The following is a 20,554-nucleotide window of genomic DNA, read 5'->3' on the forward strand; positions in this document are numbered from 1 at the left end:
GCCTTTTTCAGTTATCTGGCGGAGAGAGGGGGATCGGATCGACCCAAATCTAACCCTTTGACCCTGCAGCAGATCGCAAACCGGACATGTGTCCTGTGTTGTGTCCCGTGATTGTAACCGGACTAATCAGATTCCGGCTCGTCGTCATGGCTGGCTAGGGCACGACCGTTCCACGGCGAGGGATTGGTTGTAGGCGATGCACCTTAGGCATTACTCTCGGGAGGGATAAGAAGCAGCCAAAGGTAAAGCCGAAGGCGCGGATGTGGAGTCTGATCTAGTCGAGCAAAGCTGCGCCTCTGGCGGAGCTGATTCCGTCAAATGCTTTACTTCAAGGAGTTGATATGGCAGATGAGAAACCGAAAGCGATCGTGTTGGGGGTCCTCGATGAAGATGATAAGCCTGTTGGTGCGATTGCAGTGACCAACGACGATCGCTTGGACGTTGAAGCCGCCTTGGGCGATTTTCAAGATTGTTTGGATGAAATCTCAGGAGCGTTTGACATCAGCGACGATTCCGCTGTCGTCACAGATGTCGCCGAAGCGTGGCTCGAGTCTGAATTTGAAGCATTCGAACCAGTGAGTTGCTTCTATGACCCGAGCACTGGAACGTCGGTTAGAAAGCTTGTGAAGTATGTGGCCGGTCGACTAGACGCTAAGACAGTAGGGCATATCCGCTTTGAAGTCGGCGGCGTCAGCGAAATGAGGGTTCGATTGGAAGATGTTCTTCCTCTGACCCCTAAATCCGCGCCGGCGACGCGTAGTCCTAAGCCCTTTTAGTTGATCTTGCGATTCTTGGCTTCTGGCTCCCCTTTGACCAGTTTCACGGACGGCTTAAGACTGCCGGGAACATTGGCGATGTTTTGATCCTTCCAGCGCGTCCTATACTGCGGTGCTGAGCGATGATGGTTGGCTTGCCAATGTTGAATGCAGAGTTCTGTGGCAACATCGGCTTCTTCTTTGGCTAGGGCTGCTGGGAGTCTGCTCAGGGCCGCGAGAAATGCGCTGTTCCAAAAATCTTCAATATTCATATACGAGATTCTTTTGAAATGTTGTAGGTTTTTATCAAAGCGCGAGAAGGTGTCAAGCGGAGATGCGACGCCCTCGTCCCAGTTGTTCGGAAATAGGGCATAAAAAAGCCAAGGTCCCGTCCGAGCGCGGGACCTTGGCTTTTCAGTTGAAAGAAGGTTGGGATTTGTTGCCGTCGTCCGGTCGTATGCAGATGGCCGGATATCCGACATCTGCGTTACGCGGTGCTACTCAATCAACTTGGCATACATGACGAAGAGGAACATCGGCAACCCACTCAGGACAGCGAAGGCCCCGACAGCGCCCATCAGGGTGAGGACGGTCATGACCCACCACTGCCACCAGGCGAAACCCTTGTCCCTAGCCTGGGCCACGCGGGCCTCTGCCGGGTAGAGCCGAGCCGCCTTCCGGCTTGCGCGTCGGGCCATAAGCGGCCCAACGACGAGTCCGAAAGGTCCAGTGAGAAGCAGAGCTCCCGAATACCACCAGAAGAACCGGTCTCTGGGAGTCATCAACTTGCGGCGGACAGGGGGAGACTGGTCAAGGAGAGGGGGAGGGACGCTCATTTGGCGTGGGCCCTCCAAGTCCCATCCTCTTTCACATAGCGCAGGTTCTTGCCGATAGGAACCGGAACCCGGCGGCCGCCAATGTCGATAGCCACCTTGCCGCTGGTGTCGCAGCGGTATCCGGCCATGTCTTTCGCTTCAACGCATCCGTTGAGCTCGAACTCGGCGACATCGGAGATCTGCCCGGCCCCGCTTTGCTCCAACAGGGTAACCAGTGCCTTCTGGGCATCAGCGTTGGAAGGAGGGCCACCGCAAGCAGAGAGGGACAGTGCAATGGCTAAGCCGGCCAGGGGAAACCTTGCATTCATGGGTCAATCCTTGAGGGTGATGATGGGGCGGCGGTAGGCCGCCCTTGACGAGGAGGGAAGGAGACGGCTTACCGGTCTCGGTTGCCTTCCGGCTTAAATCCCGCGATCCACATGCGTCCATCCTTGAACGGGGTCAGGATCCCGGAAGCCCCCGGGTGAAGGTCGCTGGTCTGGATGAAGCCGGAGACCCAGGCGACGCGGAGGGCCACATCGACGGCTCGGTCAGACACGCCAGGGCGGGACACATTGACGACGAACGGCTGCGTCGGCGGGTTAGGTCCGGTGGACCGGCTGGCCCCAGTGTTGGGTTTGTTGGACGGCACTCGGACGCCTGCCAAGGTGTCACGGCCCTTCCAGAGTGCGGCAGTGTTGAACTCCGCCGTGTCGCCGAGATCGTCCGTTACCGTCACCGGTGCATCTGCGCAGGTCCGGAAGGTCTCGGTTGTGGATGCGCTGGCGCTGGTCCAGATCTTCGCCTCGACGGTCCAGCAAGGCAGCGTTGCGCCCCACTCAACGTAGGTCAAAGCGACCCGGGGCCAGTCGAGCCGTCCCTGCTGTGCGAGCTGATGGTTGTCCGGCTTGAAGAGGTCCTTGATCTTCCCTGAGCCGTTGACCGGGGCGTAGATCGGCTGGTTGCCATAGGCGTGGCTGGCGGAAGCCCCAGTGGGCCTCACCCCGATCATTTGGCCGCCGGCATCCTTCAGGCTCTTCCCCAGCTGCCGGAAGAAGCCGGGATTCCCTGACTCCGGGCCGTGCTGGGCGGCCTCTTGGGCGGACGTCCCTTGGGCACTAAGCAACAGCGCTGCCGCCAGGGCGGTGGCCATCCTTGTGATGTTCTTCATTTGCTGCCCCTGTAGACCGCCAAGCCGGCGGCATTTACGATAATCGCAGATGTGCAAACTGGTTCCAACAGTCAGACTTGGAGGGAGTTCAGCTGTGGTGCAAGAAACCCGATGCAGCCCAAGACGCCCTCGACGGTCTATGGCAAGCGCCTGCGCAGTGCGCGGATGGCCAAGGGCTGGACGCAAGCACAGCTGGCGGAGCGCATTGGGATGGTGGACTCGGTGTCTGGGGCGACCCGGGTGAGCCGATACGAGACGGGGCAACACGACCCCGACCCGGCGACCTCTCAGGCGTTAGCGAAGGCGCTGGGCTTGCCAGTGGCTTACTTTCACGCTACCTCCGACACCCTGGCTGAAGTTATTTTGCTCGTGTCGAAGCTGCCAGTCGCCAAGCAGAAAGAGGCGCTTCAGCGGCTCAAAGACATGGTTGGAAAGCCGGAGGCCGGACGTTGAAGAAGGTAATCTGGAAGCTGATGATCTTCTTCGCCTCATGCGGTTCGCTGCTTTCAGGCTTCTTCTGGTTCATGTCCGCCAAGATCCAGCGCGAGCTGATGGAGGCTCCCGGTGCTCCCGAGCAGTTTTCAAAGACTATGTTGGTCTTGTCAGCTGACATGAACTACTGGGCTGCCCTTGGCGCTTTTTGCACGGGCGCAGCACTGGTCATGTCCGCATTGTTTGAGGACTAAAACAGTCATCGGACAGCTTCCTATCCGAAACGCGTCCATGGAAGAGCCTGCATGTTTATCTATGTCGATGAATCCGGCACGTTCGTTCATGCGCTGAAGAGCGACAGCTGGTGCGTCGTCGCGGGCTATGTCGTCCCCGAGGTTGCCAAGAAGCGCGTAGAGCAGTCGCTAGGCCTGCTCAAACGGGGCTTGGGGCGCGGATTCCAGGATGAGGTCAAGCTAAAGGACCTGTCGGAAGCGAACCTGAAGCGTTTTCTGGGGGACATTGGCAAGCTTGAAGGCACGCTCTTCATCTCTGCGATTGACCTAGGCCATCAAGATCCCCAAGTGGTGCTGGCCCATCAGAAGAAGCAGGTTGAGAGTGTCCAAGCCAACCGGCCAAACATGCTTTACGAAGAAGGGCGCGCTTCCATCGATGACCTGTCGGGCAGGCTTGAGAGCCTGTCTCCGCAGCTATACATCCAAATGGTGGCGCAAATAGACCTTTTGGATCAGGTCTTTCGGATGACCACGCTCTACTATTCCCAGCGCATCCCGGCCACGCTGAGCAGCTTCAAGTGGCGCATGGACGAGAAGAACTCGGCTCGCCCCCTGTTTGAGCAGACGCTCACCCACATGGCACCTGGCCTCATACAGGCCAAATCCTTGCGAGACCCCGGGGTTTTTGTGGAGGGCTTCGATTACTCCCACTTTGAGAAGCACTTCAGGAGTGCCCCTGAAGACATCCCCGCCTATCTCCAAGAGGCCGCCGGCCACACAATCAAGTCCGCGGTGAACTTGGGAGCTGTCATGCGGGATCCTGATTAGCCCCGACCCTCAGCCGCGAGTCGCAGGGTTTGCGCCGCCTGCGGCACAGCATGGTGCCACTTGAAGCCAACGAGGCGGCGCCATGGGCATCAACCGCGTGCAGTTCCAACCCGGCCTTTCGATGAGCGAGTTCATCCACCGCTACGGCACCGAAGCAAAGTGTTACCGGGCCTTGTACAAGTGGCGCTGGCCTGAAGGTTTCCGCTGTCCGGCCTGTGCCGGACGCGCGCGTTCGCGCTTCAGGCGCGGCGATGCGATCTACTACCAGTGCCGCGCTTGCCGGCATCAGACGACCTTGACGGCGGGCACCCTGTTCGAAGGCACCAAACTGCCGCTGCGCACCTGGATGCTGGCGATGCACCTGCTGACCTCGACCAAGACCAACTTGGCTGCGCTGGAACTGATGCGCCACCTGGGCGTGAACTACAAGACCGCCTGGCGCCTGAAGCACAAGGTCATGCAGGCCATGACCGAGCGGGAGGATTCCAGAAAACTCCAGGGTTTCGTGCAGCTTGACGACGCCTATCTGGGCGGCGAGCGCAACGGCGGCAAGCCCGGGCGCGGGTCGGAGAACAAGCAGGCGTTCGTGATCGCAGTGCAGACGGACGAACACCTCGAACGCCCGACCTTCGCAGTGATCGAGCCGGTCCGCAGCTTCGACAACGCCTCACTCAACGACTGGATCACGCGCCGCCTGGCACCTGAGTGCGAGGTCTACAGTGACGGCTTGGCTTGCTTCCGCCGGCTCGAAGACGCCGGCCACGCCCACACAACGCTCGACACCGGCGGCGGCCGCGCCGCCACCGAAGTGGCTGGAGCGCGATGGGTCAACGTCGTCCTGGGCAACCTCAAGCGGGCGATCAGTGGCACCTACCATGCCGTCAAACAAGCCAAGTATGCGCGGCGCTACCTGGCCGAAGCGGCGTACCGTTTCAACCGCCGGTTCCGCCTGCGCGAGACGCTGCCGCGACTTGCGACCGCGATGATGCGGTGCAAACCATGTCCGGAGCCGCGTCTGCGGATTGCGAGCAACTTTCATGGCTGAGAGTCGGGGCTAATCAGGTGCGGGATTCGAAGTTTGTTCGATCGCATGATGTTCCTGGCGTCCAAGTTGCCGACCTACTGGCGTCTGCATGGCGTAGGGTCCTGAGAGGGGAGTTCGAGGACAACGAAGGTATCGCGCGTTTGCTTGGGCGGCTGACGGTTCAGCGACATACGCCGAACCCGTCCATCCACCTCATGACATTGAGCAAAGAGCGGTTGGCGGAAGGAACGGCGTATCGCGCGGCCCTGAGTGCAAAACGGACTGCTAGGCCGATGCTCTACAAGCAAGTAGCCAACGGCCGCCATCGCTTCAAGGCAAAGCCTTTAGGCGGCTAACTGATGGAAGCCTTGGGGAATCGCGTTCTGAGTCTTCCCATCAGGTCGTCCCACTCCCGTTCAAACATGGAGGATGCTGCTCCCCCATTGGTGAGCTTGGCCTCCTTCAAGAACTGAGGGAAGAGGTAGCCTTTGAAGCGTTGAGTCGACTTTTCCGTGAAGATGCGCAATCCATGCTGGCTGATTGAATCCACCAGCTGCGGAAGCGCCGCGTAGCCTACGACGGCAAAAGGGTAGCGCTCTTGGATGCTGGCTTCCATGCCCCGTTCCTTGAGCTCGCTTTCCACAAGGGTCGAAAGCGCGTCCGCGGACTTGTCGCCGAACAAAACCCAGTCCTCCAAGGTGACAACCAAGCAATAAATGGGGCCGTCAGGCACTTGGATGCCTGCTCGGCCGGACGTTGCATCAAGGATGTTGCGATAGTTCTGGACGACAGCCTTGGCCAAACGCTTCAGCCCTAACTCCAGATCGCCTGGATTAGCCGCGAGCTTTGCTGGGATGGGGATGCGCATGGTCTTGCATTCCACGAAAACCGTGGCGTTGGTGTCCGTCAGCAGCCAGTCACTCCCGTGGTGCTGCGCTCCATTCACTACGTATGGGGCAGGACGCAAAGCGGCTGTTTCGCCTTGGATGAGGCCAAAGCAATCCCCCACCACCTCCTCAAATGCATCGCCGTAGGCTTGGGCGAAGCCGGGAGCGTTCGCAAGGTCATAAAATAGCCCTGCGAGTAAGCGTTTTCCTAACAACTGTGGTCGCGGGCAGGCCAGGTGATCTGGTGCGTCGGAGCGGAGCTGGATGAGCGGCTTTACGACAATGGGATTGGGTGTGTAGTCCCAAGAAGAGTCAAACCTTGCGTCCAGCTTGCAGCGGTCGCGCAGTAGCTTAGGCGTGCCAGTGATTGCTGCCACTCGGGCCGCGACCACCGATGGATTCAGCCCAAGCTTGGCGAGCTGGGGGACCAAAGGCACTTCATAGCTGCTCATGAAGAGCGCTTGGGTAGCTCCCGCCAGCAGGAAGTAGTCTTCCGATGTCAGCCCCAATGCGTTGAAAACAACGTTTGAAAGGCGTCCTCGCTTGTAAAGCGACCAGTAGCGTCCAAAGTAGGTGGGGCCAAAACGATCAAAATGGGGCAGCTGCTGGTGGCCGATTCGGTGCATGGTTGTCCAGATGTCCTGATCACACCGTGCCTTGAAATCGCTGTAGCTGCGGATGGCGTTGTGCAGCGTGCCGAGGTCTTGCCAGTTCCGAAGTGAACGGCGAGCGCCTTTGGACGCTCCTGCGTGCTGAAGCACTTCTCTCAGGTAGAGATCCAGGTAGAACTCGAAGACGTAGGCGTTGACCTGGTTCGGCAGCCCTGGCCGAGAGTGCTCATACTCGACGGGGAGTTGGTGCCCATAACCCACATGCAGGCTATAGGCCCAGATTTGAACCATGGAGTCTCGCAGGCCAAAGCTGGCAGCGATCTTTGCGAGCTGATTGTAGGTCACGTTGGGGCCTCTTCCGATGAGGAGGCCCATTATCGGCCCTAACGCAGGCCTGACGGATGCCCGTGCCGACATGTCGCCCGGGCCCGCTGCTGCGCAAGGCTATCAAGGGTAGAACTTGCGAGGGTCAGACAACGCCCCCTTGAACTGCCCCGCCTGGTAGACAGGCAGCACCACATCGGGACGATACTGCTCCAGAACCGTGATCTGCTTCGTTCGTGCCAATGCTGGCTTCTTGTGGAAATACGCCTCATGCAAGACCGGAACCTTCTTGCTGATGGAGTGGCCGGTAACCAGGGCGATGTCCTCATCAGCCACACCCTTGTGGTGCAGCTCCGTGGCAAGGGTGTGCCGGAAGGCGTGGAACCCGACGCCCTTAGGGAAGCCCAGGTCTTTCATGTATCGGCTGAACTGATTCAGGACACCTTGGCTGTAACGGGCGTTGGTGTCGCCATTGTCGCGTCGCACGCCGGCAGACAAGTGGGGGAAGAGGCGAGGATGGCCACAAGCTCGGATGTCCTCTACGAATGCCAGGAACCCAGCGTCGAGTAGCGGTTGGGGAATGGGGATCGTCCGGACGGCTGCTTTGCCTTTTAGGCTTTGGCGGCTCCGGTTCCTGTCTCTGTGGCTCAGGTCCGCGTCTACCGTCTTCTGGATCTTAATGCACCACACACCAGCCTCTTGGACGATGTCGTTCAACTTCAGCTGAGCGACTTCATTGATGCGCGCTCCCGTATGAAGTCCGATCATCGGCACCCACCAACGATGAGGGGCTTTCATGGCCCAGGGAATGAATGTGTTGGGGGCGAAAATGCGACGCAAATCTTCTTCGTCAAACAGGCGCTCTGCCTTGTCGGGGTCGATGACCAGATCCTTCTTCGCCTCTGGGAAAAAGTGCATGGGAGAGCCCACAATGGCTTTTGCTTTTTCCAGTCGGCCAAAGAAGGTGACCAGGAACCGTCGGTGCTTTTCTACTGTGGCGGGTGCGGGCGGCTGGACGCAGAGCGCCTTTCCCTGGGCCACGGCCTGCTCATACGTGTAGTTTCGATACTGCGGGTCCGACTGGAGAAGCGGTGGAGCCCAACGCATCAGCTCCCAGAGTCGGTAGATATGCACGTGGTCGACCCGGGACACCGGGACATCCCCGCAGGCCATCTGGAGCATCTTCAGTGACCGCGCTGTGGCCTCGATCGTGTTGCGTGTCAGGCCCATGCGCTCCCGGTCAGCCAAGTAGTCGCGGATCTCAATCGACAGCAAACGGGCAGGGGCGGCCACTGGGAGAGGCTCAGGGTGGCGCGTGCCATTCTTTCCAAGGTTCGCTCGACGGGTCCGCTCACAGGCGTCGTTGATGATCTCTTGAGCATGGATCGCTGCTTCTCGGCCAGTCACGATCATTTCGCCGATGCGGACTCGGCCGATGCGAACGTCTGTCAGCTTGAGCGTGCCGGTTGGGTCGGCCAAGTAGGAGTTGAGGTGTTGCGAGGTGGGGGAGGTCACTGCGTTGCTTCCATCTGAAGGATGGAAGTACAGATACTGCGGGCCTAAAAATCGTCAACGAAAAATCAGCTGTTTATTCACGGCCTTAGGCATTGCCTGGGAGGTGCCATTTTGCACGTCGGCCTAGCCAATCGTACCGCCCTAAACCACGCTGGCGTTTGCATAAAAATCAATAGCTTGCGATGTTCAGATCAGCCAACTTCCGGAGTCATTACCGTACTGTTTAACTGGCATAAGCTAACAAAGGGCACGATTCAACATGAATTCAAGATAAACGATTGTTGATTTTGTTAGTTTGTTAAGTGCAGTTAATCAGTCGGTGACACCTATCGAGGACTGGCAGTGGTTCGTCGCCGTGTTTAGGTATCGGACGCTTTACATTCTGTGATGGTGATCTCAGAATCGAAGCGTCAGGAGGGACCTGACGAGTTTTCCCACATTCGACAGAAGGAGTTTGCGATGGCTGGTGGTAAGTATTGGTCTGGGCAGGAGTGCCCGAAGACTGCGACCTATGGGCAATACAACGATGCAACGGGAACGTATGCGGGCAGCTCGAGCGATCGCCGCGTCGAAAAGGGCGAACGTTTCCCGCCCAGTCAGAACAACCATCACTTCGAAGAGAAGTGACGGATGGGGGGAGGGCTTACGCCCTCCCTCCTTCTTGCGTGGTTAGGAAAGCGAGGGAGCGCCTCCAAGTAGTGGAGTGGCTTTTTGAGTTCAGGAGAGACCGTGGCTGGGGAGCAGATGACCATCTTTCGGGTATGCGACATCATTTGGGACGTGGATGGCGCGTCGGTGATGCTTCCGTCCGAAGTCGAGATCGCCTGTGTTGATAGGGCTTCCCTGCCGGGCGCTCTATCAGACGCCTACGGGTGGCTGGTCACAGACTTCAAAGTAGTTTCGGCAGCAGGGGCCTAGGGCGCTTCCTACAGCTGCGCTTGAACGCTGCGGTCCGGCCTGTGCGCAGGGGAGGGCAGCGACACGGAAACAGGGGGCTTTATGGGTATTACTGCGTATCGCGGCGGAAAGCCGATCACGGACGAGCTTGAGCTGCAGGCTTACCTCGCATCTCTTTTGCGACTGGAGAACGTAGGCCTGCTGTTGGGGGCAGGGGCATCGTGCTCCGCGGGCGGGCAGACGATGAGGACGCTGTGGACATCCTTCCTGAGGGACAGTCCTGCCGATGCGGAATGGCTTCTGTCCCAGAAGTTCATCACCGAGGATGAGCGGAGATTGCCGCTTCCGCCACTTCCGGCTCTGTCTGCGGGGGCTACCACGGCATCGACAAATCCGTTTATCACAGGGCTCACTGCCAGCTTGCCCAACTTTGAAGTGCTGCTGGACAGGCTGGAGATAGCCATCCTTGAGTGGGAGCGCCAAGAGAGCTCGGAAATCACCCGAGCCCAAGCCGCTAGGGCAGCGCTTTTCAGATCTGTAGTTAGTGCAGCGAAGCTGAAGGAAGATTGGTGGACGTCTCCGTTAGGTGCTGATCTAGCCGAAGAGCTGGGAGCACATCGCTCCATACTTCAGAAGCTCACTGCTGCTCGTCAGCCTGGTCAACCGGCTCCTTGGATCTTCACAACCAACTACGACTTAGCCATTGAATGGGCAGCCGAATCGGTCGACCTTCAGGTCATTAATGGGTTCCTGGGCGTGCACAGCCGCCGCTTCTCACCCCAGAGTTTCGACCTCGGGTTCCGCAATGCCCAAGCCAAGGGAGAAGCCCGTTTCGGCGTCTACAACGTCTACTTGGCCAAGCTCCACGGCTCGCTGACCTGGAAAGAGGTTGACCACAGCTTGTATGAGGTGCCGGCGTCTGAAGCTTGGCGCGATATCGATGAGTTCTTGACCGGGTTCGCGGACAAGCTGAGCTACTTGGTCCTCCCCCGCGCTGCCAAGTATCTTCAGACCGTCGGCTATGTAATGGGCGAACTGCTGCGACGATTCGCGGAGTTCATGGCCCGCCCGCAGACGGCTCTGCTGATAAATGGCTATGGCTTCGGCGACGAGCACATCAACCGTCTTATCCGCTCTGCCCTGCTCAATCCCACTCTCCAGGTAGTCGTGTATTTGCCTGAGTTCAAGGGAGACCCCGCAGCGGCGGACCTTCCGCAAACCGTGCGAAGACTCCTTGCTCTTCAGACGCCACGCCTGACCATCGTTGGTGGGGGAAGCAGGGCCTTCACCAGTGCCTTAGCAAATGATCTTCCCGACCCAGCGGTTTACGATCAGGAACTGGCAGATCTGCACAGGCGACTGATGCCTGAGAGGCCGGACGGAGCCGAGGACGACGTGCCATGAGGAGCCGCCAAGCCATAGGCTATGTTGTCCAAATCGATGGCGTGGATATCACTCTGAACCTGATGGATGTCCATCGGGGCCAGTTGGCTGCTCACGTCCATGGCGTCTCTGTGGTCACTGAAGTCGGCAGCCTCCTAGGGATTGAATCCGGGGGCCGGCTATTGGTGATGAAGGTTCAGTCCCTATCGTTTGCCGAGCCCAAAGAGGTTCACCGGGTCGGACTTTCGGGGACTTCGGTTTCCTCCGAACCCTTGCGTCACCTCACTGGCTTGGTCGTCGGTCGACTGCGCCGCGAGGCCGGGCGACTGACGTTCGTGTCAGATTCGCTTTCCTCGCCGGCACTGGGTGCAGAGGCCTTCCCGCTCACCGACGACGAGCTTTCATCGATCCTGGGTGGCGACGCGGCCACGCCGGCGGGCATCCACTTAGGGGATGACCTCCGAGGCGGCGGCCGCCTGACCATTGACCTACAGAGTTTGGTGTCCAGGCATGTGGCGGTGCTCGGAAGCTCAGGGCAAGGCAAGAGCTGCTTCACGGCTGCGGTGCTCCAGCAAATCGCGAAGATGCCTAAGGCACGCGTCGTCATCTTCGATATCAACGGTGAATACGAAGACGCCTTTCCCGCGAGCAACTACCCTCCGAATGCCATCAAGGTCACTCGGATCGGTGGGTCGGATTCGGACAGCTACCGCATCCCTTACTACGCATTGGGTCGTCTCGGCATGCAACGGCTGTTGTTGCCCAGCGATAAGACTCAACGGCCGGCTCTGACCTTTGCCTTGGACCACCTTAACCAAGTGAAGTGGTTCCAAGCATCCGGTGGCGTGGGCTTGGCGGCAGATGCACAACCATCGTTGTTCGACGACTGTAGAAGTGAGCGTGTATACGAGGCGCAGGCCATCATCGAAAGCCTACGTGCAGGCACGCCCCCACCGGCGCTCTCGTGGCCTCCCATGCAGGCCCTCGGTCCACTGATCGCTGATAGCCACGCCATTGCGCCGGCGAGGAATGGGTTCGAACGCAACGCCTGGAACTACGGAAATATTGCTCCACTCATTACCCGAATCGCGAGGTTCGTGGATGACGAAATGTTCAAGGACGTTGTGAGCGTGGCTGGCGGCGCTGGCTGCGGTGGTCCACTTAGTTGGCGAAACGAGTCAAAGGAGGTCGTTGAGCGTCTGTTCGGCGGGGACGAGGTGGAGTGGCGGGTGCACATCGTCGACCTTCGCCGCGTGTCTCATGACCTAACCCCATTTATCTTGGGGGCCATTTTGGAGCTCTATGCTTTCGAGCTCTTTAGCCGTGGCCAAGAGAACAAACGAGAGACCCTGTTGGTCCTGGAGGAAGCGCACCACTACCTGCGTCAGATGGGAACCGGCGACGAGGCTGTGAACAACGCATTGGCATATGAGCGCCTAGCCAAAGAGGGGCGCAAGTTCGGACTGGCGCTCTGGTTGAGCACCCAGCGCCCGTCGGAGATTTCTCCAACCGTGCTTTCACAGTGCAACACCTGGATATCCTTCCGATTGTCTTCGGAGAAGGACTTATCAGCCATCCAGGCGGCAAGCGAGTGGGCGGACAAGCGAGAGGTGCGGCGCATTGCTGGTCTAGCTCGTCAGAACGCCTTGGCCTTTGGTGGCAGCCTACAGATGGCTACCCTGGTCCGTGCACCGACCGCGGACCCGCTGCCTCGTTCGGAAGACGGGCGGTTCAACCAATGGGCTGATAGTCACAGCGGGTTCGACGTAAACAAGTTCTTGTAGGGTGGCCAGGTCCAAGTAGCAGTAAGCATGAGGGGCAAGGCAACGTGGATCATTTCGAAGGGGTAGTTCTAGACTTCCTGCGGGCGGACCGCAGGCTTTTCGTCAATGCTCAGTGCTGTATCCAGTTGAATCCGGGCAGTAATCCGGACACCAGCGGTCCCCACTGGTATTGCGACGCAGTCGCTGTGAGTGTTCGAGACCGAGCGACCTACCTCTGCGAGATCTCCTACGCTGTCCGCCTGCCTGCGCTTTTGAACCGTCTGAAAAGCTGGGACCAACATTGGCTTGGATTGAAGGAGGCCTTAGCCAGGGACTGTGGTATCCCCCTCGATTGGAGGCTTCAGCCATGGCTATTCGTTCCCAATGAACGCGTGGATCGCTTGCGTTTGGGCGCACGTGCGCTATCAATGATGCCAGAGCCGCGGATAACGGCCTTGGAGGAGGTTCTCCCTTGGCGCTACCGATCTTGGGACCGTGGAGACTATTTAGGTTCTGGTCGTGACTGACTTCAATCTTAAAGCACCCAGCTTTGCTTTGCTCCAAGCTCCCATGGGCTGTTGGAAATGTGGCTTACCTACCCTAGTCACTGCCATCTGGGTCCCCCGTCTCACTGAGTTCGATGAAGAGGGCGAACTGGAGGTTGCCGATGCCGCCGTCCTGCAATATGTCGAGTCCTTGGACGCCGCTGTGGAGACGTTCGTAGACCAGGCCGCACCACTCCTGCGCATCGGACGGTCACAGACTGCCGGCGTCAACTATTGGGCCAACCATTGTTCTCACTGTGGTGTCCTCCAGGGAGATCACTTCGTGATGGGTGTCAATGGGCCGTTTTTTCTCCAGTCCCGAGATGATCTGGCTTCGTTGACAGTTCACCAATGTAGTAGCGTTCTCAGGGCGTCTGCCGGATATTCAGAGTCGGGCTGGATGACTTGGGTTGGCGAGTAGGTGTAGTGGCAGTAAGTGTTGAAGTCCATTTCGAGCATCTTTCTGCGTATCCATTTCGTCAGGATCCGGGGATGCTGTTGGGGTTCGTCAGCGCGGGCCGATCCGCGCTCACAATCAAGGAAGGAGTCGATGGACTACGCTTATGTTGAAGGACAGTCCATAGGTCAGTAAGCAGCTCTCTGTGCCACCTCATGTCTCCACTTTGATGCCTGTCGAGTTCGGGGTGTCAAGGGTCCATCTGGAGCTGGGATCCTCACCTTTCTAGCTTGGACATTCGTCGTCTTGGGAGCGCATTCAGGGTATCTCTAAGGGCTTGACGAAACCAGAAGCTTGTCTAGCATGCCGTTTTTGTCGGAGACGCAAACGGTGATGGTCGAATCAGCTATCTGCAATGAAGAGCGCTTTTGGACGGAGGCCTTCAAGGTTGGGCTAGGGAAGTTCGACGTCACCACTGCGCTTGCGAAAGCAGAGGCGGCACTTCAGCTGCACAGGTTTATGTGGACCAAAGAGAAAGAGGGGATGCATATCTCCTTTGCCGCATCGAAGGCTGGTCACGAAGAGCACTGGAACACTGGCGGATTTGGAGCTGAAAATGCCGATGCTCTTCTGTTTCGCAGGGTGTCGGCTAGGGATGTATGGTCTGCTGCCTTCGCTAGGGAATGGGCTGAAAATTCATCGCTCGTGTCCGCAGCAACTCAGGCTGGCAGTGCTTTGGATGGCTATGCGAAAAAGACGGGGGTTGACGTTTCGAGTCTATATGCTGACGGCAATGCTGCCAGCAAAGCAAAATGGCGCTCTGTATGGGACCTCATGGACCATTGACGCCAAACGTCGACTTTGGCTGGGTCACAGAAAGCTGAGGATGCTGGCTGATTTCTGGCGTGAGGCCTGGGGTGGGCACCAAGGTATTGTCTCGGTAAGCGGCGATTACGTTCATCAACTCATTCGTGTGGGATATGTGCCTGACGAAGCCTTGGCTCCCGATAAGCATCAACTTAAGTTCTTCTCCTAAAGCGTCTCTGTCGCATCCGTCCGACTGCCTTTCGATGCATAGGAAGTTGACGTAGTTTTGGAGTTCGTCCACGTCAAGGCCCAACTCCATAAGGTCCGTCTTTTTAACGGATGTAGCGGCCGGATCCTTCTGGCAGAAGCGGGGTGTGTGGTGGAGGGAAAAAAGTTCTGCGAGAGTTAAAGGCCAGCGAGGAGCAAAAGACGATCCGTCTGTCAATCCAACCGTCAGTGAGCGTATAAGGGCAAACGCATACTGTGAGCTTGGCCTCCCTGAATAGCAGGAGCCCGGTCCTTTATGGCTTGCTTTGGCAGGTATGGCTTCTAAGGAAGTCAGAAGATACGGCTGAAGGAAAAGCTGGTCGAAATGACTTTGAGCACTTTCGGTCTGCCCCCAAAATGCAAAAAAGTGTCCTCGCGTGCTCTGGCTCAGGAGCTTCCTCGACGCGGCTGCACCATTGTTGACTTCGTCGCGTGCTGCCAGATCCATGAGCTTCTTGTAAGCACGCTTTTCCCCCTTGCTTCCCGTCCACTCGCTCTGACAAGCGGATTGATCCGACTTGATCTCTAACAGGGCGAATTTTTCGCCGACTTGATGAACGCCGTCGCCCATCTTGGATTCCGCATTCCCATCTAGGGAAATGTTCAGAGGGGGGATCTCCGCGCCCGGGTTAGCTTGAAGCCACTGCGCGTCGCGCAGCGCTAAGACTACACCCACTTCCCAGTGGTTCTTCATATTAGTAGTGCTCCCTTGTGAAGAAGGCACCTTTCAGGTATCCCTTCGCTCTACGCATGATGGGCGTTGACCTGGGTATTTTGGGGTAGGCAGTTGGCTGCCGCCCGCATACACCACTAGATCCGTCGCGGTGCAGGGGGGGGGCTCCTCCTCGGAAGGCGAGATCTTGCTGTCATCTGTGCTTGCAGGATCGCCGTCTTCCCGGGACGATTCATTATTCAGTGCGTCTATAAGCACTTGTCTCTGCCGTTTCGCCGCGTCTTCGGCTTTTGCGTGCCTGCTAAGCGCTCCACAATCGTCTGAGAGTTGTTCGAGTTCAGCCTTCGTTGCCTCTGCGACGCCATCTTTGATTGTGATCTTGTTCACAGGATTTGGAATGTCGAGCGGCCTGACTGCCTCAGCAGCATCGAAAATGTCTTTCATGCCTGGCATCTTTCGCACGTCCCCTTTCGCCGCAGCTGCTTGATCAAGTATGTCGATACTCTCCTGACGAGTTCTTTCACCAGCCTGTTTCCTATCCATACAGACATCCATGACGTTGCATTGGGAGTGTGTGAATTTACCTGAGAATCCGATTCTAATCACTGCCTTTTCAGATCTAGGAAGGGCAAGAGCGCACTTAGGCATCCTGGCGGATGCGTGCGCCAAGGGCTGCGCCCCTGGAACCCCAAGCCTCTGCGAGGCTTGCCAACGGCAAAAGATGAGCCATAAAGACTCTTGTTTCTAAGGAGTTTCTATGGCTATCTTCCACACAGCGGTCAAGACCTTCAGCCGAGGCAAGGGCCAATCCGCCGTCGCCGCAGCCGCCTACCGAGGTGGCTTGCTGCTGTCCGATGTCATCACCGGGCAGCAGCACGACTACCGCCGCAGAAGCGGCGTTGTCGAAACCTTTTGCCTCGCGCCTTCAGATGCACCCGACTGGGCGCTGGTTCCCGGCGAGCTTTGGGCCGTGGCCGAAGCCGCCGAGCGGCGTAAGGACGCTACGGTAGCCCGGGAGTTCGAGCTGTCGTTGCCGCACGAGCTCTCGGACGAACAGCGAGCCCAGCTGGCATTTGCCATTGCCGAGGCATTGGTCGACCGATACCAGTTTGCTGTCCAGGCCAGCATTCACTCCCCTGGAACCCCGGACGGGCTCAACCATCACGTCCACTTGCTGGCCAGCACCAGGCGCATTGGGCCGGATGGGTTTGGCGAGAAAACGCGCGAGCTCGATGGGGGCGTGTCGGGGAAAGTGCAGATTCAATGGGTCCGGGAAATGGTCGCTGAAACGACCAACGCACATCTTGAAGCCGCTGGCCTGACGATCACGATCGATCATCGGAGTCTGGCGGAGCAGTCTCGGGCGGCGTCGGACCGGGGTGACGAGCTCCAGGCGGTGGCATTGTCTCGGGAGCCAACCAAACACTTGGGCAAAGCGGCCACTGCTCTGGCCCGCAGGGGGATGGAGAGCCGGCTGGTAGAGGAGAACGATGCCATCCAGGCCGCCAATGCTGAGCACTTAGACCATTTGACCCTCCAAGCGGGGCGCGAGGGCAGGGCCTTCCCCATGTCGGCGTCGGTCGGTCATGGCCTAGGTGGCCGACCGTCTTCCATGCACGGCTTGGCTCCTAGGTTGAAGATTCGAGGCGTTTCCGGGATGCGGCTCCCTCAGGTCCTGGGCAGCCAGCACGAAGCAACCGAAGGTGAGCGCCCCATCAGCCTCGCCCAACGCGTGAGTGATGCTCTGCGCGACCTCCAGGACATCGCGCGCGCCAGGACAGACCTGTCGACCCAGCGCATCCGTGCTGGGCTTGAATGGGCCCAAGCTGAGCTGGCTCGGGCCAGAGAGACGGTCTCCTTACGGCAGTGGATTACCAGGGCAGTTGTCCAGGTGCGGGCGTTGCGAGCCGCAATCCTCGGGCGCGCCTTGCGATTGGTTTCTCTTGGGAGGGCGGAGCGTCTGTGGCACCTTGCACAGCACGAATGGGAGCGATTCAACTCCGACTATCCCATGGGGACCAATGGCTATTCCAGGCCCGAATGGACGCAGCGCCGCGAGCGCCGCCTGTCTGCGCTGGAGCAGCGGACCAAGGAGCTCGAGAAGGCGCGCTCGCGCGGGTCAGCTGAAGCTCTGGTGGAGGTAGATGCAGACATCCTTCGCAAGGCGGAGGAGTTGGAGGCAATGCCGTCACCGTCGCAGTTCGTTCTTGAGAGCCAGCCCATTCCGCGGGTTGCTGCGGACGCCCCTGTGCCCGTGTTGAAGCTACGGCCGCCAACCCTCCATTGAACGAAAGAGCCCAGCAGATGCGGGGCTTTGTCTTTCAGTGGATCGTGGGTCCAGACGGCTTTCGAGAAGAGGGGGCAGGGGCCAAGCCGCGTGCCTTGCGCCATTCCTCTTGAGAAACGAAGGTGGGTGGCACCTGATCCCGGCTCACGGTCGCAGCCTTCGGGGCAGGTCGCGCTCCGGTGCTGGGCACATAGGCGTGTTGCGCTTGCCCGGCAGGGGAAGCGGCGAACCGGCGCATGAGAGCAGCCGCCACATCAAGGGCGTGTTGAATGTCGGCTTCGCGATCAGCGATATCTCTGGTTCCACTCTGCGCCATGAGGGCAGGAAGAAGGCGGCTGGCGATGCGAAGTTCTACGTTAGCAGGCATTGGATCTCTGAAGCTCTCAGTATGAAGGTTTTCACATCGAAGCACTTCGTCCAAGATTGGCAAGAGACGGAATCTGCGCTGGTTCACAGATCTGGAAGTTGCGTTCCAATGCCTAAGCAAACGGCGGTGATGTTGCTTGATGCCTTTGGCGCTTTGGCCCAAGACTTCAGGATGGCCCTAGATTGTGGGGTAGACAACCTTCTCATTGTGCTCGCTGTGCTCGTCAGACCAGATAAGTCGGACGGGTTGCTTGCCTTGGGTGCCTAAGTGGACGGCAGCGAGCAGGTCGACCGACTGATGCGGCTCCATGTGCTCCAGCGGAAACTTGGAGTCTATGTCCGATTGTATGAGGCAGTCCGTGCCCTCTAGGGGTTCCAAGCGCACATTGCGCGCGGCAGCCTTGCCTTTGTTGAACACTCTGAGGCGATACTTGTTGCTTCCCAGCTTATTGAACGAGGCCCCCAAGTCGGCCTTCTTCGCACTGGTAGCCTCTCCAGACTCTTTGGCCAAGAGGAGGCGGTTGAGCTGTTCTTGGGTTTCGTTCAACTTCTTCTGACGCCTGTTGAACAGGAAAGTCATCCAGGTCGCGAAGGCGGACAACGCCAGCGCGGCAGCCGCAATAACATCGCCCGTGTCGAAGCTGATAGGCATCACTTAAACCTAATGTTCTTGTTGCCCCGGAACGCTTTCTTAAGGGCATCGTGCAGGTGCTTTTGGAGATCTTGCGTGACCTGCTTTTTTACCTCGTTGAGGTGCTCATCAATGTTTTCCGCGTTCGCCTCCTTCAGTTCGTCGCGTGTCAAGACTCGTTCGCAGCCTGCGCACTTCATCGGTGCCTCGCCGGAAGTCTCGGCTTCGTCGTATTCAAACTGCGTGCCCGCACATGTGGGGCAGGTCAAAGTGACGGAGCGAGAGTATTTTTCGGTGTTGAACGACATCGTATGCCCCCTGTCGGTCTTGGTAATCTTGGGTTTCCTGCCCTTACCTATTTACCACTCTGTTCAGCGTTCGCAAGCCGGGGCTCGTTCATTGTTTAAGCAGCCGTGCGAGGGCTGGCAGATTGAGCCCATAGGAGAGCACGGCTAACCCCGGCGAGACGCCTTTAAGGCCTTCCAGCTTCTCCCGGGCCGTGAAGCTGCGGCTGTATGTCGCATGGTGCTCGTCGTCCAGCTCATGGCCCACCAGCTGGGCCCGGAGCTCGGACACCACGCCTGCCCCCTGGAGCTCTTGAATCAGCGTTTTTCGGAGGGAGTGGAACCCACGCTTGGCTTCCGGCCAGTTTCCCCCGACCTGTTCCAAGTGCCGGCCGAAGGCCTTGGTGATCCAGTTGCCCGCCCCATTTTTGGCGTTCGCCTTGGCGGCAGGAAAGAGCCGTGGGGCCTTTTCAGCTCGAAGGCTCCCCACCCAGTCCAGGAATCCCAGTTCGATGAGGTCAGGATGGACGGGAATGGTGCGCAGGCTGACCTCGGTCTTCACTTTTTGGTGTTCACCCTCGTCAGAAATCCTAATGCAGGGCAGACCATCCACCGTCAGCACGTCTTCGACCAGCAACTGGCCAACCTCTGACGCCCGGGCACCCGTGTAAAGTCCAATCAGGGCCGCCCAACGGGCGGACAGCGCCAGCTCCTCAAAGGCTGCCGGGGCGAACAGCGCTTGGACCTGATGGGCATCGTAGGCCTTAAATCCAAACTTCTTCCGGGCCCGCTTTTCCCGGGTGGAGTAGGTGATATGGCCAGCGGCCGGGTTGTCGCCTTTGGGGTAGTGCCCGGACGCCATGGCCCACTCGAAGAATCCCCCTTTGCCGCCGATGTAGGACTGTTTATTGGTCAGGGTCGGGGTGGCTGCGCCCCCGTCTCGCATGAACTGATACCACCGGGCCAGGTCCGACCGGGTCAGCGAGTGCAGCTTGGCCTTGTCGCCCAAGAACGACACCAGGGCCTCGATGGCAGTCTTCTTGATCGTGTAGGTCTTCGGCAGGCAGCCGGGCTGGATGCTCGCGAGCCAAGCGTCCCGGGCCTTGCCCAGGCTGATGGTCTCAACCGCGGGCTTGGTCACCCGGCGGGCCGGCGGCATGGGCGGCACGCCCTCTCGAATCAACTCACCCAGCGCACTGGGCTGGGAGGCAGAGAGCTCCATCATCTGCTGATAGAGCCTGACATCTTCAGGCGTGTCGATTTGCCAGTGCTCGGTCACCGTCCCGTCTGCGGCCTTGGTCCGGTTCAAGATCAACTGCTGTAGCGGGTCGCCATCGGTCAGGCGCCTGAGCAGCGCGTCGATGTCCTCTTCCTTGATTCTCATGCGTTGCTCCCTCAACACGTCGAAGGCTTGAGCATAGCGCGCCGCCAGTTGCAGGGCGCGCAACTGGGCCACGGCCAGCTCGGACGTGCGCAGGGTGCGCTTGAAAATGCGTCGGCCAACGAGGGCCTGGAGATCGATGGGGACCCGTTGCCGGAAAGACCAGAGCCCTGAGGGCGCGCGAACGAGGTGGTGTGGGATGCGCATCGAGAGATGTGTCCCGATTTGTGTCCCGCCGAAGGTCACCCCAGAAAAGCAAAAACCCCTGCGTAAACAGG

At 58.7% G+C, this 20,554-nt stretch carries 22 protein-coding genes; 11 read left to right on the top strand and 11 right to left on the bottom strand.

Features of this window, described 5'->3' with window-relative positions:
- Positions 1-341 precede the first annotated feature (341 nt).
- Positions 342-776 (top strand): hypothetical protein, encoded by a 435-nt coding sequence (locus ARC63_RS10570; RefSeq protein ID WP_057503252.1) that lies wholly within the window; start codon positions 342-344, stop codon positions 774-776.
- Here ARC63_RS10570 and ARC63_RS23210 read toward each other — a convergent pair.
- From ARC63_RS23210 to ARC63_RS10585, 4 genes are all read right to left on the bottom strand, one after another.
- On the bottom strand, positions 773-1,027 hold the full coding sequence (locus tag ARC63_RS23210; RefSeq protein WP_139042408.1) for a hypothetical protein: 255 nt from the start codon (positions 1,025-1,027) through the stop codon (positions 773-775). The genes ARC63_RS10570 and ARC63_RS23210 overlap by 4 nt on opposite strands.
- A gap of 225 nt (positions 1,028-1,252) precedes the next feature.
- Positions 1,253-1,591 carry a hypothetical protein gene (locus tag ARC63_RS23685; protein WP_057503253.1) on the bottom strand — a complete coding sequence of 113 codons (339 nt, stop codon included), beginning with the start codon at positions 1,589-1,591 and terminating at the stop codon, positions 1,253-1,255.
- Entirely contained in the window at positions 1,588-1,899 is a 312-nt protein-coding gene (locus ARC63_RS10580; protein ID WP_057503254.1) for a hypothetical protein, read from the bottom strand. Before ARC63_RS10580 ends, ARC63_RS23685 begins: the two co-directional genes overlap by 4 nt.
- A gap of 68 nt (positions 1,900-1,967) precedes the next feature.
- Positions 1,968-2,723: a hypothetical protein gene (locus tag ARC63_RS10585; RefSeq protein WP_057503255.1), complete on the bottom strand. Its 756-nt coding sequence runs from the start codon at positions 2,721-2,723 to the stop codon at positions 1,968-1,970.
- A 129-nt stretch (positions 2,724-2,852) separates the two neighbouring features.
- On the opposite strand from ARC63_RS10585, the gene ARC63_RS10590 reads away from it, so the two are divergent.
- The 5 genes from ARC63_RS10590 to ARC63_RS23935 all read left to right on the top strand — a co-directional run bounded on the left by ARC63_RS10590 (position 2,853) and on the right by ARC63_RS23935 (position 5,614).
- Complete coding sequence (locus ARC63_RS10590; RefSeq protein WP_082587851.1) at positions 2,853-3,194, top strand: helix-turn-helix domain-containing protein; 342 nt, start codon at positions 2,853-2,855, stop codon at positions 3,192-3,194.
- On the top strand, positions 3,191-3,427 hold the full coding sequence (locus ARC63_RS10595; protein ID WP_057503256.1) for a hypothetical protein: 237 nt from the start codon (positions 3,191-3,193) through the stop codon (positions 3,425-3,427). The genes ARC63_RS10590 and ARC63_RS10595 overlap by 4 nt, the downstream gene beginning before the upstream one ends.
- Before the next feature lie 51 nt (positions 3,428-3,478).
- Positions 3,479-4,234 carry a hypothetical protein gene (locus ARC63_RS10600; protein ID WP_057503257.1) on the top strand — a complete coding sequence of 252 codons (756 nt, stop codon included), beginning with the start codon at positions 3,479-3,481 and terminating at the stop codon, positions 4,232-4,234.
- An 82-nt stretch (positions 4,235-4,316) separates the two neighbouring features.
- On the top strand, positions 4,317-5,279 hold the full coding sequence (locus tag ARC63_RS10605) for an IS1595 family transposase (RefSeq protein ID WP_028839826.1): 963 nt from the start codon (positions 4,317-4,319) through the stop codon (positions 5,277-5,279).
- Positions 5,234-5,614 (top strand): DUF3800 domain-containing protein, encoded by a 381-nt coding sequence (locus ARC63_RS23935; RefSeq protein ID WP_139042410.1) that lies wholly within the window; start codon positions 5,234-5,236, stop codon positions 5,612-5,614. Before ARC63_RS10605 ends, ARC63_RS23935 begins: the two co-directional genes overlap by 46 nt.
- Here the strand turns inward: ARC63_RS23935 and ARC63_RS10610 are convergent.
- Together ARC63_RS10610 and ARC63_RS10615 are read right to left on the bottom strand one after the other, a co-directional pair.
- Positions 5,611-7,101 (bottom strand): hypothetical protein, encoded by a 1,491-nt coding sequence (locus ARC63_RS10610; RefSeq protein WP_231298626.1) that lies wholly within the window; start codon positions 7,099-7,101, stop codon positions 5,611-5,613. The two genes, ARC63_RS23935 and ARC63_RS10610, sit on opposite strands and share 4 nt — an antisense overlap.
- Before the next feature lie 102 nt (positions 7,102-7,203).
- Positions 7,204-8,595, bottom strand: coding sequence for a site-specific integrase (locus tag ARC63_RS10615; RefSeq protein WP_057503258.1), 1,392 nt, complete (start codon positions 8,593-8,595; stop codon positions 7,204-7,206).
- Between the two features lie 459 nt (positions 8,596-9,054).
- Here ARC63_RS10615 and ARC63_RS23510 point away from each other — a divergent pair, with 459 nt between their 5' ends.
- The 4 genes from ARC63_RS23510 (at position 9,055) to ARC63_RS23225 (ending at position 14,426) form a co-directional block, all read left to right on the top strand.
- On the top strand, positions 9,055-9,222 hold the full coding sequence (locus ARC63_RS23510) for a hypothetical protein (RefSeq protein ID WP_167345306.1): 168 nt from the start codon (positions 9,055-9,057) through the stop codon (positions 9,220-9,222).
- 372 nt (positions 9,223-9,594) lie between these two features.
- Positions 9,595-10,896: an SIR2 family anti-phage-associated protein gene (locus ARC63_RS10625; protein ID WP_057503260.1), complete on the top strand. Its 1,302-nt coding sequence runs from the start codon at positions 9,595-9,597 to the stop codon at positions 10,894-10,896.
- Between the two features lie 41 nt (positions 10,897-10,937).
- Positions 10,938-12,659 carry an anti-phage-associated helicase HerA gene (gene herA, locus ARC63_RS10630; RefSeq protein WP_231298627.1) on the top strand — a complete coding sequence of 574 codons (1,722 nt, stop codon included), beginning with the start codon at positions 10,938-10,940 and terminating at the stop codon, positions 12,657-12,659.
- A gap of 1,284 nt (positions 12,660-13,943) precedes the next feature.
- A complete protein-coding gene (locus ARC63_RS23225) occupies positions 13,944-14,426 on the top strand; it encodes a hypothetical protein (RefSeq protein WP_139042412.1) in 483 nt (160 codons plus the stop codon).
- Here ARC63_RS23225 and ARC63_RS23230 read toward each other — a convergent pair.
- Together ARC63_RS23230 and ARC63_RS23235 are read right to left on the bottom strand one after the other, a co-directional pair.
- A complete protein-coding gene (locus tag ARC63_RS23230; RefSeq protein WP_139042413.1) occupies positions 14,413-15,348 on the bottom strand; it encodes a hypothetical protein in 936 nt (311 codons plus the stop codon). The two genes, ARC63_RS23225 and ARC63_RS23230, sit on opposite strands and share 14 nt — an antisense overlap.
- Before the next feature lie 33 nt (positions 15,349-15,381).
- Positions 15,382-15,870, bottom strand: a complete 489-nt coding sequence (locus ARC63_RS23235; protein WP_139042414.1) for a hypothetical protein — start codon at positions 15,868-15,870, stop codon at positions 15,382-15,384.
- A 214-nt stretch (positions 15,871-16,084) separates the two neighbouring features.
- Between ARC63_RS23235 and ARC63_RS10640 the strand changes: the two genes are divergently transcribed.
- Positions 16,085-17,614, top strand: a complete 1,530-nt coding sequence (locus tag ARC63_RS10640) for a MobA/MobL family protein (protein WP_057503263.1) — start codon at positions 16,085-16,087, stop codon at positions 17,612-17,614.
- Positions 17,615-18,158: 544 nt separating this feature from the next.
- On the opposite strand, the gene ARC63_RS10645 is transcribed toward ARC63_RS10640, so the two are convergent.
- The 3 genes from ARC63_RS10645 to ARC63_RS10655 form a co-directional block, all read right to left on the bottom strand.
- A complete protein-coding gene (locus tag ARC63_RS10645) occupies positions 18,159-18,632 on the bottom strand; it encodes a hypothetical protein (protein ID WP_057503264.1) in 474 nt (157 codons plus the stop codon).
- Positions 18,632-18,919 (bottom strand): ECs_2282 family putative zinc-binding protein, encoded by a 288-nt coding sequence (locus ARC63_RS23690; protein ID WP_231298628.1) that lies wholly within the window; start codon positions 18,917-18,919, stop codon positions 18,632-18,634. The genes ARC63_RS10645 and ARC63_RS23690 overlap by 1 nt, the downstream gene beginning before the upstream one ends.
- Before the next feature lie 88 nt (positions 18,920-19,007).
- Positions 19,008-20,483, bottom strand: a complete 1,476-nt coding sequence (locus ARC63_RS10655) for a site-specific integrase (protein ID WP_057503265.1) — start codon at positions 20,481-20,483, stop codon at positions 19,008-19,010.
- Positions 20,484-20,554 lie beyond the last annotated feature (71 nt).

Origin of the sequence: Stenotrophomonas geniculata ATCC 19374 = JCM 13324 (assembly GCF_001431625.1) — a bacterium.
Lineage (GTDB): Bacteria > Pseudomonadota > Gammaproteobacteria > Xanthomonadales > Xanthomonadaceae > Stenotrophomonas > Stenotrophomonas geniculata.

What these genes read in the sequence shown, in the direction of transcription:
- ARC63_RS10590 (WP_082587851.1), top strand. Translation starts at nt 2,853, where the DNA reads ATGCAGCCCAAGACGCCCTCGACGGTCTATGGCAAGCGCCTGCGCAGT.
- ARC63_RS23210 (WP_139042408.1), bottom strand. Translation starts at nt 1,027, where the DNA reads ATGAATATTGAAGATTTTTGGAACAGCGCATTTCTCGCGGCCCTGAGC.
- ARC63_RS23690 (WP_231298628.1), bottom strand. Translation starts at nt 18,919, where the DNA reads ATGTCGTTCAACACCGAAAAATACTCTCGCTCCGTCACTTTGACCTGC.
- ARC63_RS10580 (WP_057503254.1), bottom strand. Translation starts at nt 1,899, where the DNA reads ATGAATGCAAGGTTTCCCCTGGCCGGCTTAGCCATTGCACTGTCCCTC.
- ARC63_RS10640 (WP_057503263.1), top strand. Translation starts at nt 16,085, where the DNA reads ATGGCTATCTTCCACACAGCGGTCAAGACCTTCAGCCGAGGCAAGGGC.
- ARC63_RS23685 (WP_057503253.1), bottom strand. Translation starts at nt 1,591, where the DNA reads ATGAGCGTCCCTCCCCCTCTCCTTGACCAGTCTCCCCCTGTCCGCCGC.
- ARC63_RS10645 (WP_057503264.1), bottom strand. Translation starts at nt 18,632, where the DNA reads ATGCCTATCAGCTTCGACACGGGCGATGTTATTGCGGCTGCCGCGCTG.
- ARC63_RS23225 (WP_139042412.1), top strand. Translation starts at nt 13,944, where the DNA reads ATGCCGTTTTTGTCGGAGACGCAAACGGTGATGGTCGAATCAGCTATC.
- ARC63_RS10625 (WP_057503260.1), top strand. Translation starts at nt 9,595, where the DNA reads ATGGGTATTACTGCGTATCGCGGCGGAAAGCCGATCACGGACGAGCTT.
- ARC63_RS10600 (WP_057503257.1), top strand. Translation starts at nt 3,479, where the DNA reads ATGTTTATCTATGTCGATGAATCCGGCACGTTCGTTCATGCGCTGAAG.
- ARC63_RS23235 (WP_139042414.1), bottom strand. Translation starts at nt 15,870, where the DNA reads ATGGATAGGAAACAGGCTGGTGAAAGAACTCGTCAGGAGAGTATCGAC.
- ARC63_RS23510 (WP_167345306.1), top strand. Translation starts at nt 9,055, where the DNA reads ATGGCTGGTGGTAAGTATTGGTCTGGGCAGGAGTGCCCGAAGACTGCG.
- ARC63_RS10655 (WP_057503265.1), bottom strand. Translation starts at nt 20,483, where the DNA reads ATGCGCATCCCACACCACCTCGTTCGCGCGCCCTCAGGGCTCTGGTCT.
- ARC63_RS10585 (WP_057503255.1), bottom strand. Translation starts at nt 2,723, where the DNA reads ATGGCCACCGCCCTGGCGGCAGCGCTGTTGCTTAGTGCCCAAGGGACG.
- ARC63_RS23935 (WP_139042410.1), top strand. Translation starts at nt 5,234, where the DNA reads ATGTCCGGAGCCGCGTCTGCGGATTGCGAGCAACTTTCATGGCTGAGA.
- ARC63_RS10605 (WP_028839826.1), top strand. Translation starts at nt 4,317, where the DNA reads ATGGGCATCAACCGCGTGCAGTTCCAACCCGGCCTTTCGATGAGCGAG.
- ARC63_RS10570 (WP_057503252.1), top strand. Translation starts at nt 342, where the DNA reads ATGGCAGATGAGAAACCGAAAGCGATCGTGTTGGGGGTCCTCGATGAA.
- ARC63_RS23230 (WP_139042413.1), bottom strand. Translation starts at nt 15,348, where the DNA reads ATGAAGAACCACTGGGAAGTGGGTGTAGTCTTAGCGCTGCGCGACGCG.